Source organism: Polaromonas sp. (assembly GCF_035638815.1).
GTDB lineage: Bacteria > Pseudomonadota > Gammaproteobacteria > Burkholderiales > Burkholderiaceae_C > Polaromonas.
Map to the genome: position 1 here is coordinate 21,074 of NZ_DASQZG010000014.1, position 19,050 is coordinate 40,123.

At 52.9% G+C, this 19,050-nt stretch carries 11 protein-coding genes and 1 tRNA gene; all 12 read right to left on the minus strand.

Annotation, left to right across the window (positions count from 1 at the left end):
- Positions 1-93: 93 nt before the first annotated feature.
- Entirely contained in the window at positions 94-4,662 is a 4,569-nt protein-coding gene (locus VE934_RS08810) for a hypothetical protein (RefSeq protein ID WP_324886472.1), read from the minus strand.
- Between the two features lie 158 nt (positions 4,663-4,820).
- Positions 4,821-5,150 (minus strand): hypothetical protein, encoded by a 330-nt coding sequence (locus VE934_RS08815; RefSeq protein WP_324886474.1) that lies wholly within the window; start codon positions 5,148-5,150, stop codon positions 4,821-4,823.
- A 220-nt stretch (positions 5,151-5,370) separates the two neighbouring features.
- Positions 5,371-7,335, minus strand: coding sequence for a hypothetical protein (locus VE934_RS08820; protein ID WP_324886476.1), 1,965 nt, complete (start codon positions 7,333-7,335; stop codon positions 5,371-5,373).
- The gene (locus VE934_RS08825) at positions 7,332-7,916 is read right to left on the minus strand and encodes a hypothetical protein (RefSeq protein WP_324886478.1); all 585 of its coding nucleotides are present in this window, start codon (positions 7,914-7,916) and stop codon (positions 7,332-7,334) included. Before VE934_RS08825 ends, VE934_RS08820 begins: the two co-directional genes overlap by 4 nt.
- Positions 7,917-8,010: 94 nt before the next feature.
- Complete coding sequence (locus VE934_RS08830; protein ID WP_324886480.1) at positions 8,011-9,561, minus strand: VPA1262 family N-terminal domain-containing protein; 1,551 nt, start codon at positions 9,559-9,561, stop codon at positions 8,011-8,013.
- Between the two features lie 283 nt (positions 9,562-9,844).
- A complete protein-coding gene (locus VE934_RS08835) occupies positions 9,845-15,103 on the minus strand; it encodes a hypothetical protein (protein ID WP_324886482.1) in 5,259 nt (1,752 codons plus the stop codon).
- A gap of 724 nt (positions 15,104-15,827) precedes the next feature.
- A tRNA-Met gene (locus tag VE934_RS08840) sits at positions 15,828-15,904 on the minus strand.
- Between the two features lie 18 nt (positions 15,905-15,922).
- The gene (rplQ, locus tag VE934_RS08845) at positions 15,923-16,327 is read right to left on the minus strand and encodes a 50S ribosomal protein L17 (RefSeq protein WP_324886484.1); all 405 of its coding nucleotides are present in this window, start codon (positions 16,325-16,327) and stop codon (positions 15,923-15,925) included.
- Positions 16,328-16,408: 81 nt separating this feature from the next.
- Entirely contained in the window at positions 16,409-17,398 is a 990-nt protein-coding gene (locus tag VE934_RS08850; protein WP_077592473.1) for a DNA-directed RNA polymerase subunit alpha, read from the minus strand.
- A gap of 98 nt (positions 17,399-17,496) precedes the next feature.
- Positions 17,497-18,120 (minus strand): 30S ribosomal protein S4, encoded by a 624-nt coding sequence (rpsD, locus tag VE934_RS08855; protein ID WP_324886488.1) that lies wholly within the window; start codon positions 18,118-18,120, stop codon positions 17,497-17,499.
- A gap of 135 nt (positions 18,121-18,255) precedes the next feature.
- The gene (gene rpsK, locus VE934_RS08860) at positions 18,256-18,660 is read right to left on the minus strand and encodes a 30S ribosomal protein S11 (protein ID WP_077592475.1); all 405 of its coding nucleotides are present in this window, start codon (positions 18,658-18,660) and stop codon (positions 18,256-18,258) included.
- 17 nt (positions 18,661-18,677) lie between these two features.
- A complete protein-coding gene (gene rpsM, locus VE934_RS08865) occupies positions 18,678-19,043 on the minus strand; it encodes a 30S ribosomal protein S13 (RefSeq protein WP_077592476.1) in 366 nt (121 codons plus the stop codon).
- Between the last annotated feature and the right edge of the window lie 7 nt (positions 19,044-19,050).

A 19,050-nucleotide genomic window follows, 5' to 3' on the forward strand; every position in this document is an offset into this window, starting at 1 on the left:
AAAAAATAGTACGCTGCATCGCCACAACTTAAGATTAGGCACGCAATGCGCTGCAGCTTAGAGACGCAAGGCAACTACAATGGCAATCTCTATTCAGCGTAGTAGTTGTTGCGCCAAAAACTGCTGCCACGGTCTGTCCTCATTCAGTAAGCGATCTTTCCATTTTCCTCGCAGTTTATCGAATCGATTTTTTAATTGTCGTTCGATAGCGGGCCAATGTAGACGGAAAGGCTCTTGTGCTTCCTCCTCAGAGGACCTGAGAACCTCGAAGCGACCATCAACCACAACGAGGAAAAGCACCGCCGCACTCCAGAAATCCTCCGCAGAACGTGCAACGCGCATAGCAGCAAACCAATGTTCTGCCCAAACATGCCGCTCGTGAACCTCCCGCGCAACATGCTGCGTTTCGCCGAGCAGGCCCGGCACACCATCAAATCGTGCCATCACACTGCTGCTGTGTGAGTTTTCTCCCATCAAGCCTGCAACTAAGATGGCTCGTGCCTGCATAGCCGGCCACAATGAATCCAAACGCTCATCAATGTATAGCCTGAGCTTTCCCGACTTCCCGTTCCACAACGCGGCCCACACCTCCTGAGCAAGGTCTTCGTTATTGGCAGCTTGGTCCAGACGACGTGCGCGCAAAGCATCCAGTTGATGATTGTCTGGCGCAGACCAAATTGCCATCGCGCCTAGTTCTATCGACGAGTGGCCGAAAACTACGCGTACCATTGGCAAAATTGGTTCGTATTTTTCGAACAGTTGAACCGACCGAACGGGATCACGTGTAGCTATCGCACGTGCTATCAGAAGCCCCATATTTCTCACCGCGGCCAAGTGAGCACCATCTGGCGGCGTAAGCAACAAGGCACACCAGCTATCTGTCAAGGAAATATCGGCCTCAGCAATGACCGAGAAATCGTCCATCCTAAATTGATCCAATAGCCTACCTGCATCAAGGCGCGTGAGGTTTGCCACCATCCTTTCGAAGGCATCTTGCAATTTCTTCTGGCGTTCGTTAAAACTATCATTGTCCTCAGAAGCGAGCCGCAGAGCTTCAAATGGGTCATCCGACAGAGTTTGATGTGCGTGCAGTCTGAAGTACTGCATTTGTGGAGCAGCTGCAGGGTGCCGCATAAGCTCAATCTCCAGCATGCTAGCCTCGACGGGCAGTTTCAGCGAGAGGCGGAGCAACGCGTCAACAAGACCCGCGACGAATTGCACCGCCGCCCCACGCAGAGATTGCGATAGAGAACCGAGATGCTGATACTCCATGCTCGGAACTAACGTCTCCCATGGAGCAACACCCTTCACCGCGGCCTCGAGGAGAACCTCTGAACCGTACCATCGCTCCATTTTTTCGTCTTTGCCTAAATGGGCATGACTCCATTCTTCCTGCAAAACTATCTGCAATGCGTCCCTGTCTCCCGACTGTCCAACCATGCGCAAGGCATAAGCACGTACTAGCGTCGATTTGCTCCGCAGCAGCTTAGCAACATGATTCCGTGTCTCTGGCGGCAACAGCTCATCTACAAAGGGGGAAAACAAAAGTGTGGTGAATACCGCTTCTTCGTCACCCGACGTAATTGCACTAGTAAGCTTTTCATTGAAAGATTTTTTGTCGAGCGGCTTTATTATCTCAACCAAATTTAAAGACAACCTGCTGCCACAGCGCATCTGCAGCAGAGAATCGAACTGCGCAGATGCCTCTAGCGACGGGAAAGCCAGCTGCAAATGAAATTGCGCCCAAATTGAGGCCTCGTCGCCCAGAGAGCGCAGCGCGTCAGAGTCAGCCTCACTGCCGCATACACGGCGGACAAGCGCCAGAGATTGTGCGTGTGTGATTAATGAAGAGTGCGCCAGAAGGCTAACTACACCCTGACGCAAGGGCGGTCCGCTGCGACGAAGAACATCGTCAATCAACGCACGATGACGTTCGACGGCGGTATCCTTGTTGTAACGACAAATAGCCGGCCGCGCTTTACTAAAGAAGTGATCCAAAACATCCATGCCCATACGCTGATGGAGTTTGGTGACGTCAACGGCTTGGTACTGCCCAGTGGTTTGCGCTACGTTTTCGGGTTCCCGATTGTTTGGGTCGCATGGATCGGTGCTGCAATACTTCTCTACCAAGCGCCATCCTTGTCGTCGAGGCTGCCCCGCACGCAGTACATCAGCGAGTTCCTGTGCGTACTGCGCATCCTCTTGGTTCCCGGTGGCATCAAGCAGAGAAACTAAAGCCCATCGGCCCACGGTCGAAGTTACTTTGTTGCGAAGCGTCTGACTGGAATGCAAGAGAGCCTCACGCGCAGCTACCCAATCAATGCTATTAAAGCGGATCAGTTGGCGAAGCTCCTTATTGGGTGCGTCGTAGCTGCCATTAAGACTATTCGCGAACTTCCACTGAACAAGTCCCTGCGAGAATGGCGCCAAAGGCATCCCTGCTAGCAGTTTAATAGCGACCCGTCCAAGCAACGAAGTATCTTGAGCTGTAGTGCGATTTAGTGAATTGAAGACTTCGCGCTCCCCCAGGGAAAGCTTCTCCAGTTTTGCATCGAGGGCGTTTCTTCGCTCAGTGCGAAGTTGCGCGATCTCTTCTGGGGTTTTGCCGGTGGAGAAGATTTGCTTTTCTATATCTAGGGTTACATGCGCTAGCCAGACTTTGATTGCCGTGGATATTGATTCCCAAGCATGGTTATCTGTTTTGGCCTTGTGCAAAGCCAGCTCGATCCAGTCGAAGTTGGGAACTCTACCGCCCTGAAGCGCAAGCAGCCGCGCGGATTCGAGAAAAACCAGCGGCTGGATACGAGCTAGCGCGGCAACTGAATCAAACGCGTCATCGTCCGGGTTCTGTAAGCTGGCAAACGCAATCAGTATCGCCACACCGATCTCAGTCGGATATTCTTCGCTCATGCAAACTACTGTCATTGCGGCTAGCATGGCCTCCGAAGTCAAATCTAAAGCCACGATTGGCTCTGCTATCGTTGCTAACGCTTCGCCAAGATCGCGACCGTTACGTCGAGCAGAAACTAGTTCGTCGAGAATGGCCAAACCGAGGGCGAGTCCGAGCCCTTCTTCTCGCACCGCATAACGAGTTGGATCTTCCGCCAGTGGCGTGAAGAAACGCCCCTCGACGACTGCATCGAGGCCACCTTCGAAAACTTTCAGATCGTCGCGCTGTTGCGTGTTCAAGCGCTGCAGGACTTGTCTCGCGTGATCCTGAAGATTGCGCTTAAAGTGCTCAGCAGATAGGTCGTAGGTATCGCGCTGACTAGTGCGAAGATGTTCAAATAATAAAAGGGGAACACTTAACTCTTCCATCGCTTGAAGCTGCGCGCTGTCAAGCAAAGTCAAGGCAATGCCAAGTAGACGCGGATTGCGTAACGAATTGGCTACCCGCTCATGTAACTGACCGCCGAGCGTGCCAGAGGCAACAAGCAAGGCATCACGCTCCGTTGGCGTCCATTCCGGCACCCTCAACTCTCGACATGGTGATGCCAGGCGCGCTTTTACCGTTCCGTCAAAGTAACGTTTTCGGGAGGTAACAATTAACTTCCCACCAATGAACTCCAACTCTTCGCTGAGTTTGTCGATAAAGCGCGCCCATTCGGTTCGCGGGCGTTGATTCAGACCATCAAGTACAACAATAATTCCTTGTGCAGGTCCTTGCCGTTGCGCACGCCACGTATTCCACTGGGTAGTCCAAAATTCCTGATGGGATTCGACTCCCTCTCTGCCGGTTTGCACGCAAAGATTTCGTGCAATGAGCGCGATCGGATCGGCGACCTGATCGCTGACGTTTTCCGCTGTCAAAAATAGAGTCAGGGGTTTAGCCGAAAGGGAAAGCCAAGCTTGTGCGACTAGCCAGGATTTCCCATTGCCTTCATCCCCAGTGACCGCTACCACGCCGCCAAATGGGGATTCACGTAGTAGACTTTCAAAGCTCTCGATCAGGTTGGTTCTAGCTATCGGATGGACCCGCGCCATGCCGTCAGCCGGATTGAGCGGTTGGCCGAGCCGCGTCTTTGCTTTGCGTTGACTGGAAAAGCTTTCCAACAACCAATTCTCATTGGCTTTGCAGGCCGCTTCCAATGACCACCCAAGCTCCGGCAGTCTTTGTTCGCCAACCCGCATGTCAAGCTCGTCGAGGCGCTCCTGCAAGGCGCGCATGCTCACTTGGAGAATGGCTCCTAATGCAGTATCTTTTAACCCACCATACACGCCTGCCACTAGCACCTTCAAGGCATGCTCGACGATATCGTCAGCCCGGCTCTGGTGTTCACCAGAGGCCAACATATAGCTTTCAACCAATGCCGAACGTTCGCTCGATGGTTCGCTCGCTGCGGTGATGCGCGCATGTGCAAGGCGTTGAAGATGGCGCTGCGTTTCCTCTAAGTCCAACCACTCACGCACATGCGGAAGGGAAAAGGGTTCCGCCATCACCAGTTGACGTAGGAATACTTGAAGTACCAGTTTCCAACCTGCCGCATCGGGCGTAGTTGCACCGAGATTTGCGAAGGTTGCCTCGTCCAGGTCGTCGATTGGTGAAGACGTGGCCTGCCCTGGATTAAGGACAGCTGTGCGTTCAGCCCAAGGCTTTTTTAAAAATCCCAGCAATGGTGCGGCTGCAGAGGCAAGCAAGCGTGAAATCGTTGAGAAATCCAACTTCGTCCTTTAATACTGAGGCAACCCAAAAATCCCTCCCGGTGCCCATGACGCCAGAAGTTTTGTTTAGCAATTTTTGAAGTTGCTATGTATTCAAGACGCTTGCGCGTGAGAACTGGCATCGGCAACAGTGCGTTCGATTCGTAAAGTCGCCTGTTCTATTTCCTGGGAGGGCCGCTGAACATAGCCGCCCCACCAAGAAAACTGACCATCGCAATAAGGACTTTTTCTGCGGTGTCGACCTTGTCCAGGTACAACGCGAATGTCGCAAATCCCGTGAAACAGAATATGATTATTCCCAGAAGAATACCGGTAATCAGACCGGTATGACGATTTGATCGTTCCAACGCTGCGATTGCAGCATCAGCGATCCGGGACACGATCGGACCCGCGACCTCCCAAAGACGAACTACATCCACAACAGAGCCCGTGAGAGATTCAGGAATAGGGGGTTTCGCTTCGGTGAGCGGTTTAAGGTCTTCTGGCATTTGGCGCTACTTTCTTCTGATATTTTCCTGAGCCTGGCGCAACAATCGCTTTCGTTGATGATCTTTGCACCATTCTCTCTTTGATTCACCACTACGCCATCCTCTAATTAGGGGAGCCTCAACGGACCACATTGCTGGCTTGGCCGTAAAGTCGGACGAGAAGCATCGCACTAACAATTAGCCCAACAGGTCTGAGCGATCGTCATAGAAATCAGAACGATCATTTTTCTAGTCGCGCACTCCAATAGGCGGACAGAGGAGTTAGTACCGGATCCTTGAACCCATTTCGTTGCCATTTGATGTACCTGCAGGCCCGCGCGTGAACAGTCTGATCTCCGCCCAGCGCCTTATTCATAACATCCTCCAGATCCAAGAATCCGTTGTTGATCATGTTCGCCGCAAGCTGTAGAAAGAACTCGTCGTCGTCACCCAGTCGCTTTAAAAATGAGACAGGCACGTTATATAACTGCGGATCCCCTGATGCTTTGCATGCGTGAGTCGCCGTTATTCCAACAAGAACCGCTATATCTCGCCACGAACTTTGCTTTGTGTTCCATTGAGTTGCCAAGGGAAATATTGCGTCAAATACTACATCACACATCGCAACTGCGGCATGGTAGTTATGTTCATTTAAAAGGTTTTCCACAACGCCAACGCCGACACTTGCAAGAAAGAGACTTGGTTCCTGCGCGCCCTGGTCCTCGGTAAAGTTCCAGTGCAGTCCCCTACGTCTCTGTGCGATCAAGGTATTCCAGTCCTCATTCCAGCGCTTTGTTGACTCCCAACGATACAACCTGGCTATTGTTGGGAACTCCCAGTTTGACTCAAGAAAGTTATGTCGCCATAACTCGCCATGCCGCTCGAGCAGCAGACGACGAAATACGGCATACAGTTTTGATGCTTCGGCGCTTAACTCCGATTCCGACTTCAAATCCTCTTCAGTCAACAGAATCGTCAGCAGAAGTAGTTGATAGTCATGATCCAAAACGGCATCGTCTTTTTCTTCGCCTACGCCCGAAACCTGCAAAGCAAGTTCTCGATCAGATGAAATGGGCACGAATGTTTCCAAATGAGATTGCATTAAGCGCGAAACAAAATCCTTACTCTCATGAATCACCTCTATGATTGAGTTGATGGCATCGTTGTTTACAGCAGATGGTCTTATTCTGTTTTGTTTAATAAGGTGAATGGCCCAACCGGTGATTAAAAAGTTGCCGTCATTGCGGTTCAGTGCGCAAGTCAAAACCTCCCGACGCGCCTTGCCGTAGTCCCCGGAATCCTTCGTCGCTTCAGACTCAATCGAGAACAGCTTAGAAATATGAGTAAAAGCTGCTTGTAAAAGCAGTGGTGCAGACATGCTCTTATTCCATTGCCGCCCCTCACCGCAAGTAGGAGCGAGCCTCAGCAGCTCCAGAAGAAGGTCCAAGTCCTCAGTAATGTCGGGGTTATCCAGAAGCGCATCAATCAAAGGCGGAAGCTTGAGGATCTCGCAAACCTCAAGAAACAATGCTGGCGTATCTGGGAGCAGTGCGTTGAATACAAACAGTCGATCCGGATGAATCAAAATGCGACGCCAATACACTTCGTTCCAAGCGTCGACGAGATCTGTACGAAGCTCCCAATCGCTCAAGGCCTCGGTGAACTGCGATCGCTCACTCCGATACACCAATTCGGTTGGGTTGACGGCAATCGCACGAGCCGCTTCTCTAAAGGCAACCTTCAGATCACCACGATTCTCGTCCATGCCCAAACGGAGTCCTGCAAAAAACGCGTGTAGCCGAATGCCGGAACTTTGCGCGACCTCATAGAGAGAAAAAAGGGCCTGCGCACTGGCCTTCTCTCCGGCGGCTACTCCCAAAGCATAGCCCGACAACCACTGCGCGTCTCCTTTGCTGCCTTTCCAATTTAATTTAACTCCAGCAGTGCCCGCAGAAAGGCTCTGGGCTAAAGGATCGGCGCTAGACATAGGGTCTTGTTGTGAATCCGCGTTTTCTATTGAATCGCGCAGATCAAGTAGTGCTTGGGCTGCGTTCGACTCGTTAGCGAGCACGTCGACGAAACTGCGCGCTAGCGCTTGAACCGTATCTTCCCAGCCAGAGTTGAACTGAATGCGAGATGCCTGAGAGACCTCCTCGGCTAACCGCAGCAGATATTCCGACTTGCCTCTCAAGTTTTTGTTAATCACGCTTCACCTCCAGCAGGCGCTAGATGGTCCCAAACACCATTGAAGAAAATCTCGGCTCCAACATCAGATACCTTCCAACCACGACTTACTGCAGTCAAGCATGGCTCCAACCCGCCAACAGTTCCGCCGAAATGCCAAAACTCCCCGTCTGTTATGGCAAACCGGTCGTGAGGAAAGGGTGTTGCCCGGGACTCCATTCCCATTCGGCACTCGATGATGGTCTGGGTACCTTGGAATATATTGGCCAGCTCGGTAGCCAGATGAATGCACTTCTCTCGATCTTGGGTGCCGCCAATCAATCTGAGAATTTGAAGCCGACGAGATGAGGGATTCAAATGAAACCTGATATTGCGAATCAAATGTGGACTGAGATGAGGGTCAAACACAAACAGCAGCTTGGCAGACTTGACCGCCTCCCAGAAACCTGAGCAACCGAGTAATGTCGGACCGACTTTGGCGTCATTCGCCTTGGCATCTCTATTGTGGCGATGCCGGCTGAGAATGTGGTTCAGATCGGGGATGCTCCTGGAGTCATGTTCCTTCAAATTTGAAGGGTGCTGAATCGAGGGCCAAATCAGCATTGGGGGCCCGGGCGGCGATGACCTCGTGAGATTAGGGTTATAGCAGTTGGTCGCCGAACCGAAGCTAATGGCGTTTCGCAAAACCGAGCTACGCTTAACTCCCATTTGTTTTGCTCTTCTGGCGATTAGTGACCCACTCTTCCAGGGGCTTGACCAACACCGCGTCGCGAACGATTTCTTGAATTTTCTGAATCACCGGTGCGGGATCTGGAAGCGAGATCATCATTCCGGCGCGCTCGCCGATCGTGCCTAGTGAATTCCCCGACAGCCACACTGCGTCATCAATGACCAAGAATCTATCGTGAAAGACTGGGCGGTCGCCTGTCATCACCAGAATATTCAGCTGAGACTGCTTCTTAAGTGCCTTGTATTGTTCAAGCAGGAGCTCCCCTGCTTCACGACTGGCATCCACTGCATCCTGATTTTTAAGCATGAGCTGCCCGCTCGTTAACACCAGAACCTCCACTTCGGAACTACTCGTGGCCAATGCGAAGCTGAACAATTCGGCCGTTGCAAAATAAGGGTCGACAATCCAAACCCTTCGCTCTGCTTTTTGAGTCAACGTGCGAATGAACAACTTGGCTTCATGGTGATTGCCGTGGAACCATTTTTGTCCCAGTCGCACCCCTTCGTCAGCCCTAGTTCTGGCATGCCGAAGACTCCTAATGCGAGCTGTAATTGGATCCTCCGTGGACAGATCGCCAATTGCAGACCGGTTCGCAAGCCGGCGTTGAGGCACCTCATATGATTCAGGGACCTCACCAGCTCTACTCGGGACCGTGACGCGTTTTGAAGCACCGGGAACATGCGACCGAAAATGCACTGTTCGGAAAAATCCAGTTGGGCCTTGCCACTCCAACAGTCCTCTCACAGAGCACATCATGGCAAGAGACACTTCTTCAACTCTTCCGGAGTGAGACACCTCCAAGTATCGATTGTCGACTTTCAGAAAAGTCACATTCGAAGGCCCGGTGGGTCGCACCTCTGTCAACAGGACTGACAAAGTTTCCAATGATTTTCCTGAACGAGCAACGAGCGAAAGGCGACTAGATTCCTCTCCACTCTCGCCGACACCCAATCTGTGCTCGAATGAACGTAGCACGGGATTTGGAACCAGCAAATTGATAGTACCCAGAAGCTCCGGATACCTAGCCAAATCTACGTAGATCTTCTCCGACATCCACCTAATTGCATCTGGCTGCACCTCTTGCATCGCTTGCACACATTGAGGTAATTCTGGGGGTATTAGGTGATGAGTACGATGACTCGCCAGGACATCGCCTGTAAATGGAAACTCAGCGCCAGTAATAAGAGACGGCCATTGAGGTTCCTCTTTTAGAACCCCGGTGGCAACGGCCTTCAATTCTTTGCTTCCTGGAAGTTCCACGATGCCGTTCCGGCAGTTAGCGTACCAGGCTAGAGCGTCTTCCGCATCCATCACGAAGCGTTCAAAATAGATACGTGCTCTATCCCCAACTTTCGAGATCTTCAATTGATCGCGAGGCTCCTGCGGTGGGCGTCCTAGCTCTTCGGGAATAAGTTCCACACCTGCAAAGAGCAAATCCCGATCTTTGCCGTTGAACATCCAGGCCATGTGGACTACGGCAAATTTGAAGTCGCTTGAAATTATGGGGGTTTTACTCACGATGATTTTTTAAAGGAGGAATTCCGACCTACGACAAATAATGTAAGCGAGGCTTTTTCCTTATACATTGACCGCGGCCCATGCGCCTCATGCAATGTGAGGAGGCCGAAAGCTGCCAACATCACCGCGTCGATCTCCATCACCACACGTTTCCGTACACGGCAATCGGGTCATGCCATTTAGAGCAGTCTAAAAATCAAATTTATCGAGAGAAGGCACTATTTCGAATGGCAAGAACACGCCAGTTAAATGGCCCATTGAAGTTTGGAGTCGATAAATTAAGTTATCGCAATAACCTGATCCGTTCTTGAAGCGCGAGTGCGATGGAAATATTTCTTGCGACCAACGTTCCCGTGATTTCGACCAACGCATCTCGCGCGTGAGAATTTTTGGACAACGCTTGAGAATTCTGATTTAGCGCAGTGTTGATCAATTCGATCAGTGCCTCGCCTGTGCTGTCGCGATGCCATTTCCCCGTTGAGCTATTTCCTTTCAACGCGCTGGAAATCCAACTCAAACTAGAGAGACGCAAGGGCGCACCAAAGTCACTCGAAAGAAAATAGCAGAACTTAGCTAGAGATTCTTCAACGACCCCCAAATGACCTGCCGCCCACTTCTGGTAGATATCATGCATCCGCAATGCAGCACCCGCATTTAGCTTCAGTAGCGCGCCTGCATTGCCAAACCCGAGCAGGGTGCAGAGCGAACTCTCCCTATAGAACCACAGGCGGCCATTATTCGAGTTCGCAGCTGCCTCAAGTGCATACTCCATCATTGCTCGCCATACTCGCTCGAATGCGTTCGCGTCATCTCCCTTGGACAGTCGAAGAAAAAAGCAGCTAGTGAAATGACCGATCGCGTAATGCGCTGCAGGTCCATGCCTCAGCACCGGCTCCCAGATGGATTGAGCATCTGCTGGTGGCGCAGCGATCGAGAGTTCGGCAAGCTTCTGAAGCACCTGGTATCCGAGATCACTAGGAAGGTCAGACTCGCCGCGCTCCTCCCTCGCTCGGACTTTGGCCCGTTCCACCTCATATGTCCACAGCCTCTTTGTGAGCCGGCTGTCATCGGACCAATCACCTGTCCCTGGTCCGTCGATAAGCCATCCGAACAGCACCTTAAGAAATGTGCTGCTAAGTCCCGTTCCAGTATGACGCTCAGGTTCGCGATTCCAGACATCCTTGCTTGTTTTGAAGGCACGCATTTGCCGATGGAAATCTAATCGCTCACATCCAGCTGCGACGCGTGAAAATTTTAGATCCTCGATCGACGCCTCTACGGTTCTCAGAGGGAAAGCTCTGAGTCTCCTCAGCCAAATGCCCCAAGTGCGCTCTGATCCCGCGTCGTCCCCATAACGAGGCGACAGTAGTGTGAGCCCGGACCATAATGTTCCTGCCTGAAGAAGCCTCCACCATGAGGAGCTGAGCTGCTTTCGGTGGCGGTAAGCAATTTCAACGATGGAGCTTGCGGCGGCTGAACTGCCGCTTGTGAGAAGCTGAAGCACTGCCGACTCCCTGTCGAGAGCCTTCTCGTCGTTTTTCATCCAGAGCTTCATCGCAGCATGCGCAGCGAACTTCAACTCGTCACGGGAACGTTCTATCCGAGATTCGCGAATTCCTTTTGAGGTGCTGGCAATCTCGGCAATAGCTGCTCGGACGACGGAGAGGACATGCTCTTTTTCCTTGGCCATCTGAGCCAACCAACTGTCGGCAAGAACCACGAGCGTGGCCGCAAGTGCTAGCCGGCACGCGCCGAAGGCATCATCATCTGCGGTATCGCCAGCCTCGCACAGCTTCAATAAGCCGTACAAATAGACCGCTCCGTCAACATCTATAGGATGATCGGCCTGGAGGAGTTTCTCGCATTGCCGAGGCAGCAGAAGGTACTCCAAAGGCCCTGCGTGTTGGGCGTCCCAGGACTGCATTTCCGATTGAAGATCTTCCGGACAGTGGAAAACCCAGTCGAGAGCTTCCGTTTCTGAATCGATGCGTGACTGGTGATTGTCGCGATTCAATGCTGCGAAAAGCAGCCTGAATTCCAAGGATGTCTTTGGATCCTGCGGGAGAGACCAACCCCGAGTTAATGCCTGAAGTCGCTCTGACAAGGTCGCGTCAGTGCGCAGGAGGTCGACAACAACGCTCTCGAATGCTTTCTGTCGATGAGGAGCCAGTGACCACGAACGTGCAAAGTTAAACACCGCGTCACCACTCCGGCTCCAAGTAAAGCTGTCGAAGCTGTACTCAATATGCTTAACGCGTCCGCGATCCCAAAAGAATATGTGCGGATCCGTCAACAATGGTGCAAGAGAGCCCAAGAGAAGTGGTGGCTGGTATTTCCCGATGTTGACTAGAAGGCCAATAAGGGCTGAAGACTCACCTTCGTGGAGTATTTGAGCGACATACGGCGTTACGTCAACGCCGGCATCGATTTGGAGCACGAGCCATCGTTCAAGTCCGTCAAGCGAACAGAACAGGTTGCCATGGTGGTGAGAGTTTTTCTGGGTCCAGTCGAAGACGTCCCACGAACCCACGAAGACCTTCTCAACACCATCTGCGAGTTGGAGATTCAGGCCTGGCGTAGGGTCTATGCCCATACGCCTACCCATGACTTCCTTAGCCCACTGCTCGGTACAAAAGTTGACGAGCGAGATTAGGGCTGTAAGGGCTGTGGCCGGCGCAGTGTTAAGAAATGGAAAGAATGGACTTTTCCAAAAAATGGTCGGATACCCGTCGGACGAAAACTCTAGGCCCAGTTCGACCTCGTGCCGGCCCAAACCACTATCTCGTTCCGGTTGGTCTTCGATGATGAGGGCGAGCAAAACCTCAGCCGCCACGTCCGGGCGCGAGCGCATCAAAGGTTGAATACTGTCTTCCTTGAAACAGGCTGCTCGAAAATCCCTGTCGACTTTGCTACTTGCCCCAAGCGGCCACGGGGACAACTTTCGCCGAAAGGATCCTATCGAAGGGGAGATATTGCGTTTTCTCTCATGCCTCTCTTTGTATTGTGAGTCCGTGAGTAGGCGCTCTCGATGTTCTTCGGATTTTTGGTGGAGAACTTCGGCAATTCGTGCGCCAACACCGCTATCAGTAATTCTTCTCCCAGCGAGCTCCAGAGCCCAAGCCCCGATCTCATCTGGTAGATCCTCGGCCCCGGCAAGCGTAGCCGTATAAACCAAGGGCTCACCCATCATGTATAGGACGCCATGCCCCTTTTCCACCTGGACCGTTCGTGCCATCGCTAACATCAAATTAGCGAGCTCTCGACGAAACGGCATCGGAGTTCCATCTGCCAATTGACGGGGAGTAGCAGTCAACCAGGTTTTGGCGATTTTGGCCAGCGCAGAGGAAACCAATCCGCTCAATTTTTCACGCTGCGCTATGAGGAATCGAAGGAGCGGAGGCCAACGGCTGATGACAAGCGAGCGATATTGCGCTTCCATGTACAACGCATGCGAGGAAGCTTTGTCTGCGACCCCACCGGTTGGAACGGTCCCGATATGGTGAAACCGAGTCAACAATCTGGTGAAATGCGTTGCGCCATTTTCCAGAAGCAGATCGATTCGCTCAGTCAAGAATCGCTCAGCTTCGGGATCTAGGCACAGCGCATCGAGCAAGATGTCTCCCGCCAAGGTATACCCAGACCTCTCCGCCGCGCCAAAAGCGTCGTCCCAAGCCGTGCCTTGCTCTCCCGCCTGGCGAAGCAGGAATTGCCCCAGCATTCGTAGCGCGTTGGTCCAAAGAGGATTCTCAGCGAACGCCGCCCATTGCGAAGTGTCAGTCCAGATTTGTTTTAGGAACTGGAAACGCGCCCAATCGGCGGCCAGATCATGCCCGAATTCGATGCGGTTAGTTCGCTGGTTTAGATGGAGAGGTAACTTGTCCGGCCACGGCGTTAATGTCGCAGTGTCACCCGCATCCAATTCGGTTATCGCGAAACTTCTTTCAAAGGACGCTTCGCGTTTTGCCAGTCGCATCACGAGCGCCTTTAAGTCAACCCGGTCTGCCGTCCAGTACGACCAAAGTTGATCAGCAATCGCCGTATGCGACGTCAAGCCATTTCCACGAGAGCCCAAAGCAACACCGGCCTTGGCGACCCAGGCCAGAGTCCGTAGGTTCGTGAGCGCGGCGACCGTGTCGTCGTGCCCCGTCAACCAGGCCAAAGATGGCGATGACCGTAGCGCTAATTTCACATCAGCGTTTTCTAAGGGCTTCACCTCCACCTGCGTCGCCTGATTAGCACCGAGTATGGCCTCAGCGCCCGCTATCCCACCCTGAGTCTGCGTGCTGATAACAACCCGCCATGCACTGTCCTCGATCTTTGCCATGGAAGGCAGAACTGCATCAAGTAGCTGGCGAATCGCTCCGAACTCTGCAGGATCAATATGTTCGGCTGAATCGATAACGAGGATATTCTTCAAGCTCGCTGCTGCATTGAGGGTGCGACCGAGTTCCTGTTTCAGAGGAAGTGCACCGCGACGTGCCGCACTGAGCGCAGTTTTCAATTCTTCCGGCCCGAACCAAACCTGTGTCCAGACTCTGAATTTGGAGTCAAGCACATTTTTCAGGAGCGCGGACTTCCCAGATCCTGACTCTCCAAATGCCACTGTGAGTAAGGTTGTAGAGATCGCAGCCTCAACCTGCGATGCTTCTTCAGCCCGTGGAATGCTGTAACCAGACGGGAGCCCTGTTTCTATTCTTGCCTTGTAATCGGAGGTGATGCTAGTGAGTGTTTCCCAATCACGCGCAAAGTCTGGGTGCAGCCGAAGTTCAAATTTGGTGCGCAGCGTCGACCAAAGCTCTTGAAGTGTTCTGGTTCCGCGGCGCAGACGCACTTCCCTCGCCGCATTGACCAGTTCTTCCCAGAGCTGCTCTGCTTCAGCCGCATCGCCACTTCTTAGAAGTTGTCGACATTGCGCAATAGACTGCGCCTTATCCTGAGAGTAAGCGAGATCCAAGTCCACGGGCAAAACATGCAACCGACGGATGAGCTCAATCGTCTTTTCATCAGATGCCGTTGGCGCGGTCTTCTCGGGATGCTGGACGCTGTTAAATATCTTTGACTGACCGGGATTATCTCGGATTCTGCTTACGGTGAGCGTCATGTCTGGACCGCTACACGCGTTCTTCACCTCTCTCCAGTTCGGGTGAAAGACGTCATGCGTGCCAAGCGTCACCAGCGCCAGGCCATCACCTTCTGGCTGCATTGGACTCTTTGGGTCTTCCAGCTGAGCCCATGCACGTGTCACGAAATCTGCAGGAAGACCCGCAGCATTGACTTGCAAATTACCCTTCGCGGAGATCGCTAACCGCCCAGTTTTTCCAGACTGCTCCCTGGTCGTTAGGAGGAGGTCGTCAATGTGCCAGCCTAAGCTGGAGACTTGCGCCTGGATTTGGACGCCAGTTCCTCCTATGGCAGGCACCTGCTCACCCGTGAGCATCTTTACGCAAAGCCAAGCGCTGATCAAATCCTCAAAATCGAATCCGGCCCCATTCGTTGACCGCAGGGTCGCGGGCGTTCGTTTTGTTCCCTTTGATTTCTGCATCGTGGACTTCAATCGTCTTGGTTCAAGGGAGACTAGCAGATTCTTTCGCTTAGATGTGGGCCTGGAGGGACCTTTAACGCGATGGACATCTCAGATGGGTGCACCTTCCTGAAGGCGCACCGCTGTCTCTGCGATTGTTGTCTCTATTCCCAGCCAAGTGGCTAGCTTCGGCGTAGGGCTCGAGCTTGCTTGAGCTGCCCCGTCTGTTGTAGCTGGGCTCGGTCTCATCCCACCGGAGGTACTACTTCGTCGTGTCGCGATCTAGGCTCGTGCGCCTTAATATCTCGCGGGGGAACATCTCATGCCGCTACGCCCATTGTGTGATGACATGCAATGTGACCACGTCTATCATTCCCAATTTGCCCTGTCTTTAAACGATCAGCGTAGTGCCTACGCGGGTCAATTTTTGACGGAATTCAATAGGCGAAGGGCTTCTTCAAAGAAACCCGATGCACGAATGATCGCCCGAACGGGCTCATGGGAGTTCGACCGTACTCGCTTTAAGTCTGGATATGACCTATGAAGCGGTACCCGCATCTATCCAAAATGCGAACACATCATCGCGGGTAGCAACTGTCCTTGATTCAAGTCTGCAGGTAACCCAAAGGTCGCAACGTCTATTTATGATATTCCGTGACGACACAGGCCTCGTCACAAACGTCGTCACAAAGCAAAACGCCCACATGAAGTGGGCGTTTGCTACCAGCCTAGATGGCTTGGAATTTGGTTGCGCGGGCAAGATTTGAACTTACGACCTTTGGGTTATGAGCCCAACGAGCTACCAGGCTGCTCCACCGCGCGATATGTTTCTATTGTACTCTACTCTGCCTTGACAGCGTCGGCTGTATTGGTGTGTTCAGAGATTTCTGGACGATCCACCAGTTCCACAAGCGCCATCGGTGCATTGTCGCCAACACGGAAGCCCATCTTCAGGATGCGCGTATAGCCGCCGGGTCGGGCTTTATAGCGAGGACCGAGTTCGGCAAAAAGCTTGACGACCATGTCGCGGTCACGCAGACGATCAAATGCCAGGCGCTTGTTGGCAACCGTAGGCTCTTTCGCGAGAGTAATCATGGGCTCCACCACGCGGCGCAATTCCTTGGCCTTAGGTAGAGTGGTTTTGATGGCTTCATGTTGAATCAAGGAATTCATCATGTTGCGCAGCATGGCCAGCCGGTGAGAGCTGGTCCGATTGAGTTTACGAAGTCCGTGTCCGTGACGCATAGTGCTTTCCTTTCATTTGTATTTCAGGCAGCCGTATCAGGTACTGCCCGTGCACCGCCTCCCGAGGGAGGTCTTTTTTTATTACCGCTTGTCAAGACCTGCAGGAGGCCAGCTTTCCAGACGCATACCCAATGTCAGACCGCGGGAAGCCAAAACTTCCTTAATCTCGTTAAGTGATTTGCGACCAAGATTTGGCGTCTTGAGCAGCTCATTCTCGGTGCGCTGAATCAGGTCGCCGATGTAATAGATATTTTCTGCTTTCAGACAGTTGGCTGAGCGAACGGTGAGTTCGAGCTCGTCAACAGGACGCAGCAGGATAGGATCAAACTGCTGTGAGCTGCGCTGAACCGGCGCATCGAAAGCAGCCAGTTCATTACCTTCCAGCTGAGCGAACACCGCCAGTTGCTCAACCAAAATCTTGGCCGAGGCGCGGACAGCGTCTTCAGCAGTCACAGCACCGTTGGTTTCAATTTCCAGCACGAGCTTGTCCAGGTCGGTGCGTTGTTCAACACGGGCGCTCTCGACGGTGTAGCTGACGCGCTTGACCGGGGAGAAAGACGCGTCAAGAACAATGCGACCAATAGATTTTGTCGACTCGTCACCGTAACGACGCATGGTGCCGGGTACATAACCACGGCCGTTTTCAACCTTGATCTGCATGTCGATTTTGCCGCCGTGCGACAGATTGACGATGACGTGCTCGGGATTGATGATCTCGACGTCATGCGGCGTCTGGATGTCAGCTGCAGTAACCGGGCCCTCGCCATCTTTACGCAGGCTGAGTGTGACTTCATCGCGGTTGTGGAGCTTGAAAACCACACCCTTGAGATTCAACAAAATGTTGACGACATCTTCCTGCACGCCATCAATGGATGAATACTCGTGCAGCACGCCGGCAATCGTCACTTCAGTCGCAGCGTGGCCCACCATGGAGGACAGCAAAACGCGACGCAAGGCATTGCCCAGCGTATGGCCATAGCCACGCTCAAAAGGCTCCAGAGTCACCTTGGCGCGGTTCGCGGCAAGTTGCTCCACATTAATGGTTTTTGGTTTTAGTAGATTGGTTTGCATGCATCTTCCTCTCAATACCCTCGGCTCGTTACACCGATAAGGCCGGGTGAAGCGACCCTGCGGCTACAGTGCCCGGTAGCCGCAGGAACGAAAAAAAATTAACGGGAGTACAGCTCGACGATCAACGATTCGTTGACGTCAGCGGCAAACTCATCGCGATCAGGCACCTTCTTGAAGATTCCCTCGCCTTTGTCGATGCTGACATCCACCCAAGCTGGCAAACCAACCTGTTGAGCCAGCTGAAGCGCTTCCGCTACGCGCGTTTGCTTCTTGGACTTGTCTCTCACAGCGATCACATCGCCTGTCTTGACCATGTAAGAAGGAATGTTCACCGAGTTGCCGTTAACAACGATGGCTTTATGGGAAACCAGCTGACGCGCTTCAGCGCGTGTGGAGCCAAAACCCATGCGGTAAACGACGTTGTCAAGACGCGATTCGAGAATGAAAAGCAGGTTGGCGCCGGTGTTGCCCTTGCGACGGTCAGCTTCCTCGAAGTAACGGCGGAACTGCTTCTCGAGCACGCCGTACATGCGCTTGACCTTCTGCTTCTCGCGAAGCTGGAGGCCGAAATCAGAAGTACGGGTACCGGAGGTACGACCGTGCTGGCCTGGCTTGGAGTCAAATTTGGCCTTGTCGCTGATGGCGCGGCGTGCGCTTTTCAGGAAAAGGTCGGTGCCTTCACGGCGGGAGAGTTTGGCCTTGGGGCCTAGATAACGTGCCACTTGATTTCCTTATGTCATCTGCTGCAGGATCTGCAGGAGCCTTCGGTACAAGACCTAACGGCGGTGGGCTTGGTAAAACGTTCTCGCGGTGAAGCAGTGGCTATTGACACCACAGCAAAGCCGCCAAAACTCGAATTAGATACGACGACGCTTTTGCGGACGGCAGCCGTTGTGCGGAACGGGCGTCACATCAGCAATCGAATTGATTCGAATGCCGAGAGCGGCGAGAGCACGCACCGAGGATTCACGACCTGGACCAGGACCCTTGATTTCAACGTCAAGGTTCTTGATGCCTTGCTCAATGGCGGCACGACCAGCAACCTCAGAAGCGACCTGGGCAGCAAAAGGAGTCGACTTGCGCGAACCTTTAAAGCCCTGACCACCAGAAGAAGCCCAAGACAATGCGTTGCCTTGACGATCGGTAATCGTGATGATGGTGTTGTTAAAAGATGCGTGAACGTGAGCGACGCCGTCGGCAACGTTTTTACGTACTTTTTTGCGAACGCGTTGAGCTGCGTTACTGCTGGGGGCTTTTGCCATAACTACCTCTTACTCAATTATTTCTTCAAGGACGCTGCCGCCTTGCGAGGGCCTTTGCGAGTACGCGCATTGGTGCGCGTACGCTGGCCACGCATGGGCAGGCCGCGACGATGGCGAAAGCCACGGTAGCAACCGATGTCCATCAGGCGCTTGATGTTCATCGTGGTTTCACGACGCAGGTCACCTTCAATGGTGAATTGCGCGATCTGGTCACGAATTTTTTCCAGGTCGCCGTCCGTTAGGTCTTTGACTTTTTTGGAATACGCAATATCACATGCGACGCAAATCTTGCGTGCACGAGTGCGACCGATGCCGAAAATAGCAGTCAAACCGATTTCGGCGTGCTGCTGCGGCGGAATATTGATACCAGCGATACGAGCCATGTGCGTC

What these genes read in the sequence shown, in the direction of transcription:
- VE934_RS08815 (WP_324886474.1), bottom strand. Translation starts at nt 5,150, where the DNA reads ATGCCAGAAGACCTTAAACCGCTCACCGAAGCGAAACCCCCTATTCCT.
- VE934_RS08825 (WP_324886478.1), bottom strand. Translation starts at nt 7,916, where the DNA reads ATGCTGATTTGGCCCTCGATTCAGCACCCTTCAAATTTGAAGGAACAT.
- VE934_RS08835 (WP_324886482.1), bottom strand. Translation starts at nt 15,103, where the DNA reads ATGCAGAAATCAAAGGGAACAAAACGAACGCCCGCGACCCTGCGGTCA.
- rplQ (WP_324886484.1), bottom strand. Translation starts at nt 16,327, where the DNA reads ATGCGTCACGGACACGGACTTCGTAAACTCAATCGGACCAGCTCTCAC.
- VE934_RS08850 (WP_077592473.1), bottom strand. Translation starts at nt 17,398, where the DNA reads ATGCAAACCAATCTACTAAAACCAAAAACCATTAATGTGGAGCAACTT.
- rpsK (WP_077592475.1), bottom strand. Translation starts at nt 18,660, where the DNA reads ATGGCAAAAGCCCCCAGCAGTAACGCAGCTCAACGCGTTCGCAAAAAA.
- rpsM (WP_077592476.1), bottom strand. Translation starts at nt 19,043, where the DNA reads ATGGCTCGTATCGCTGGTATCAATATTCCGCCGCAGCAGCACGCCGAA.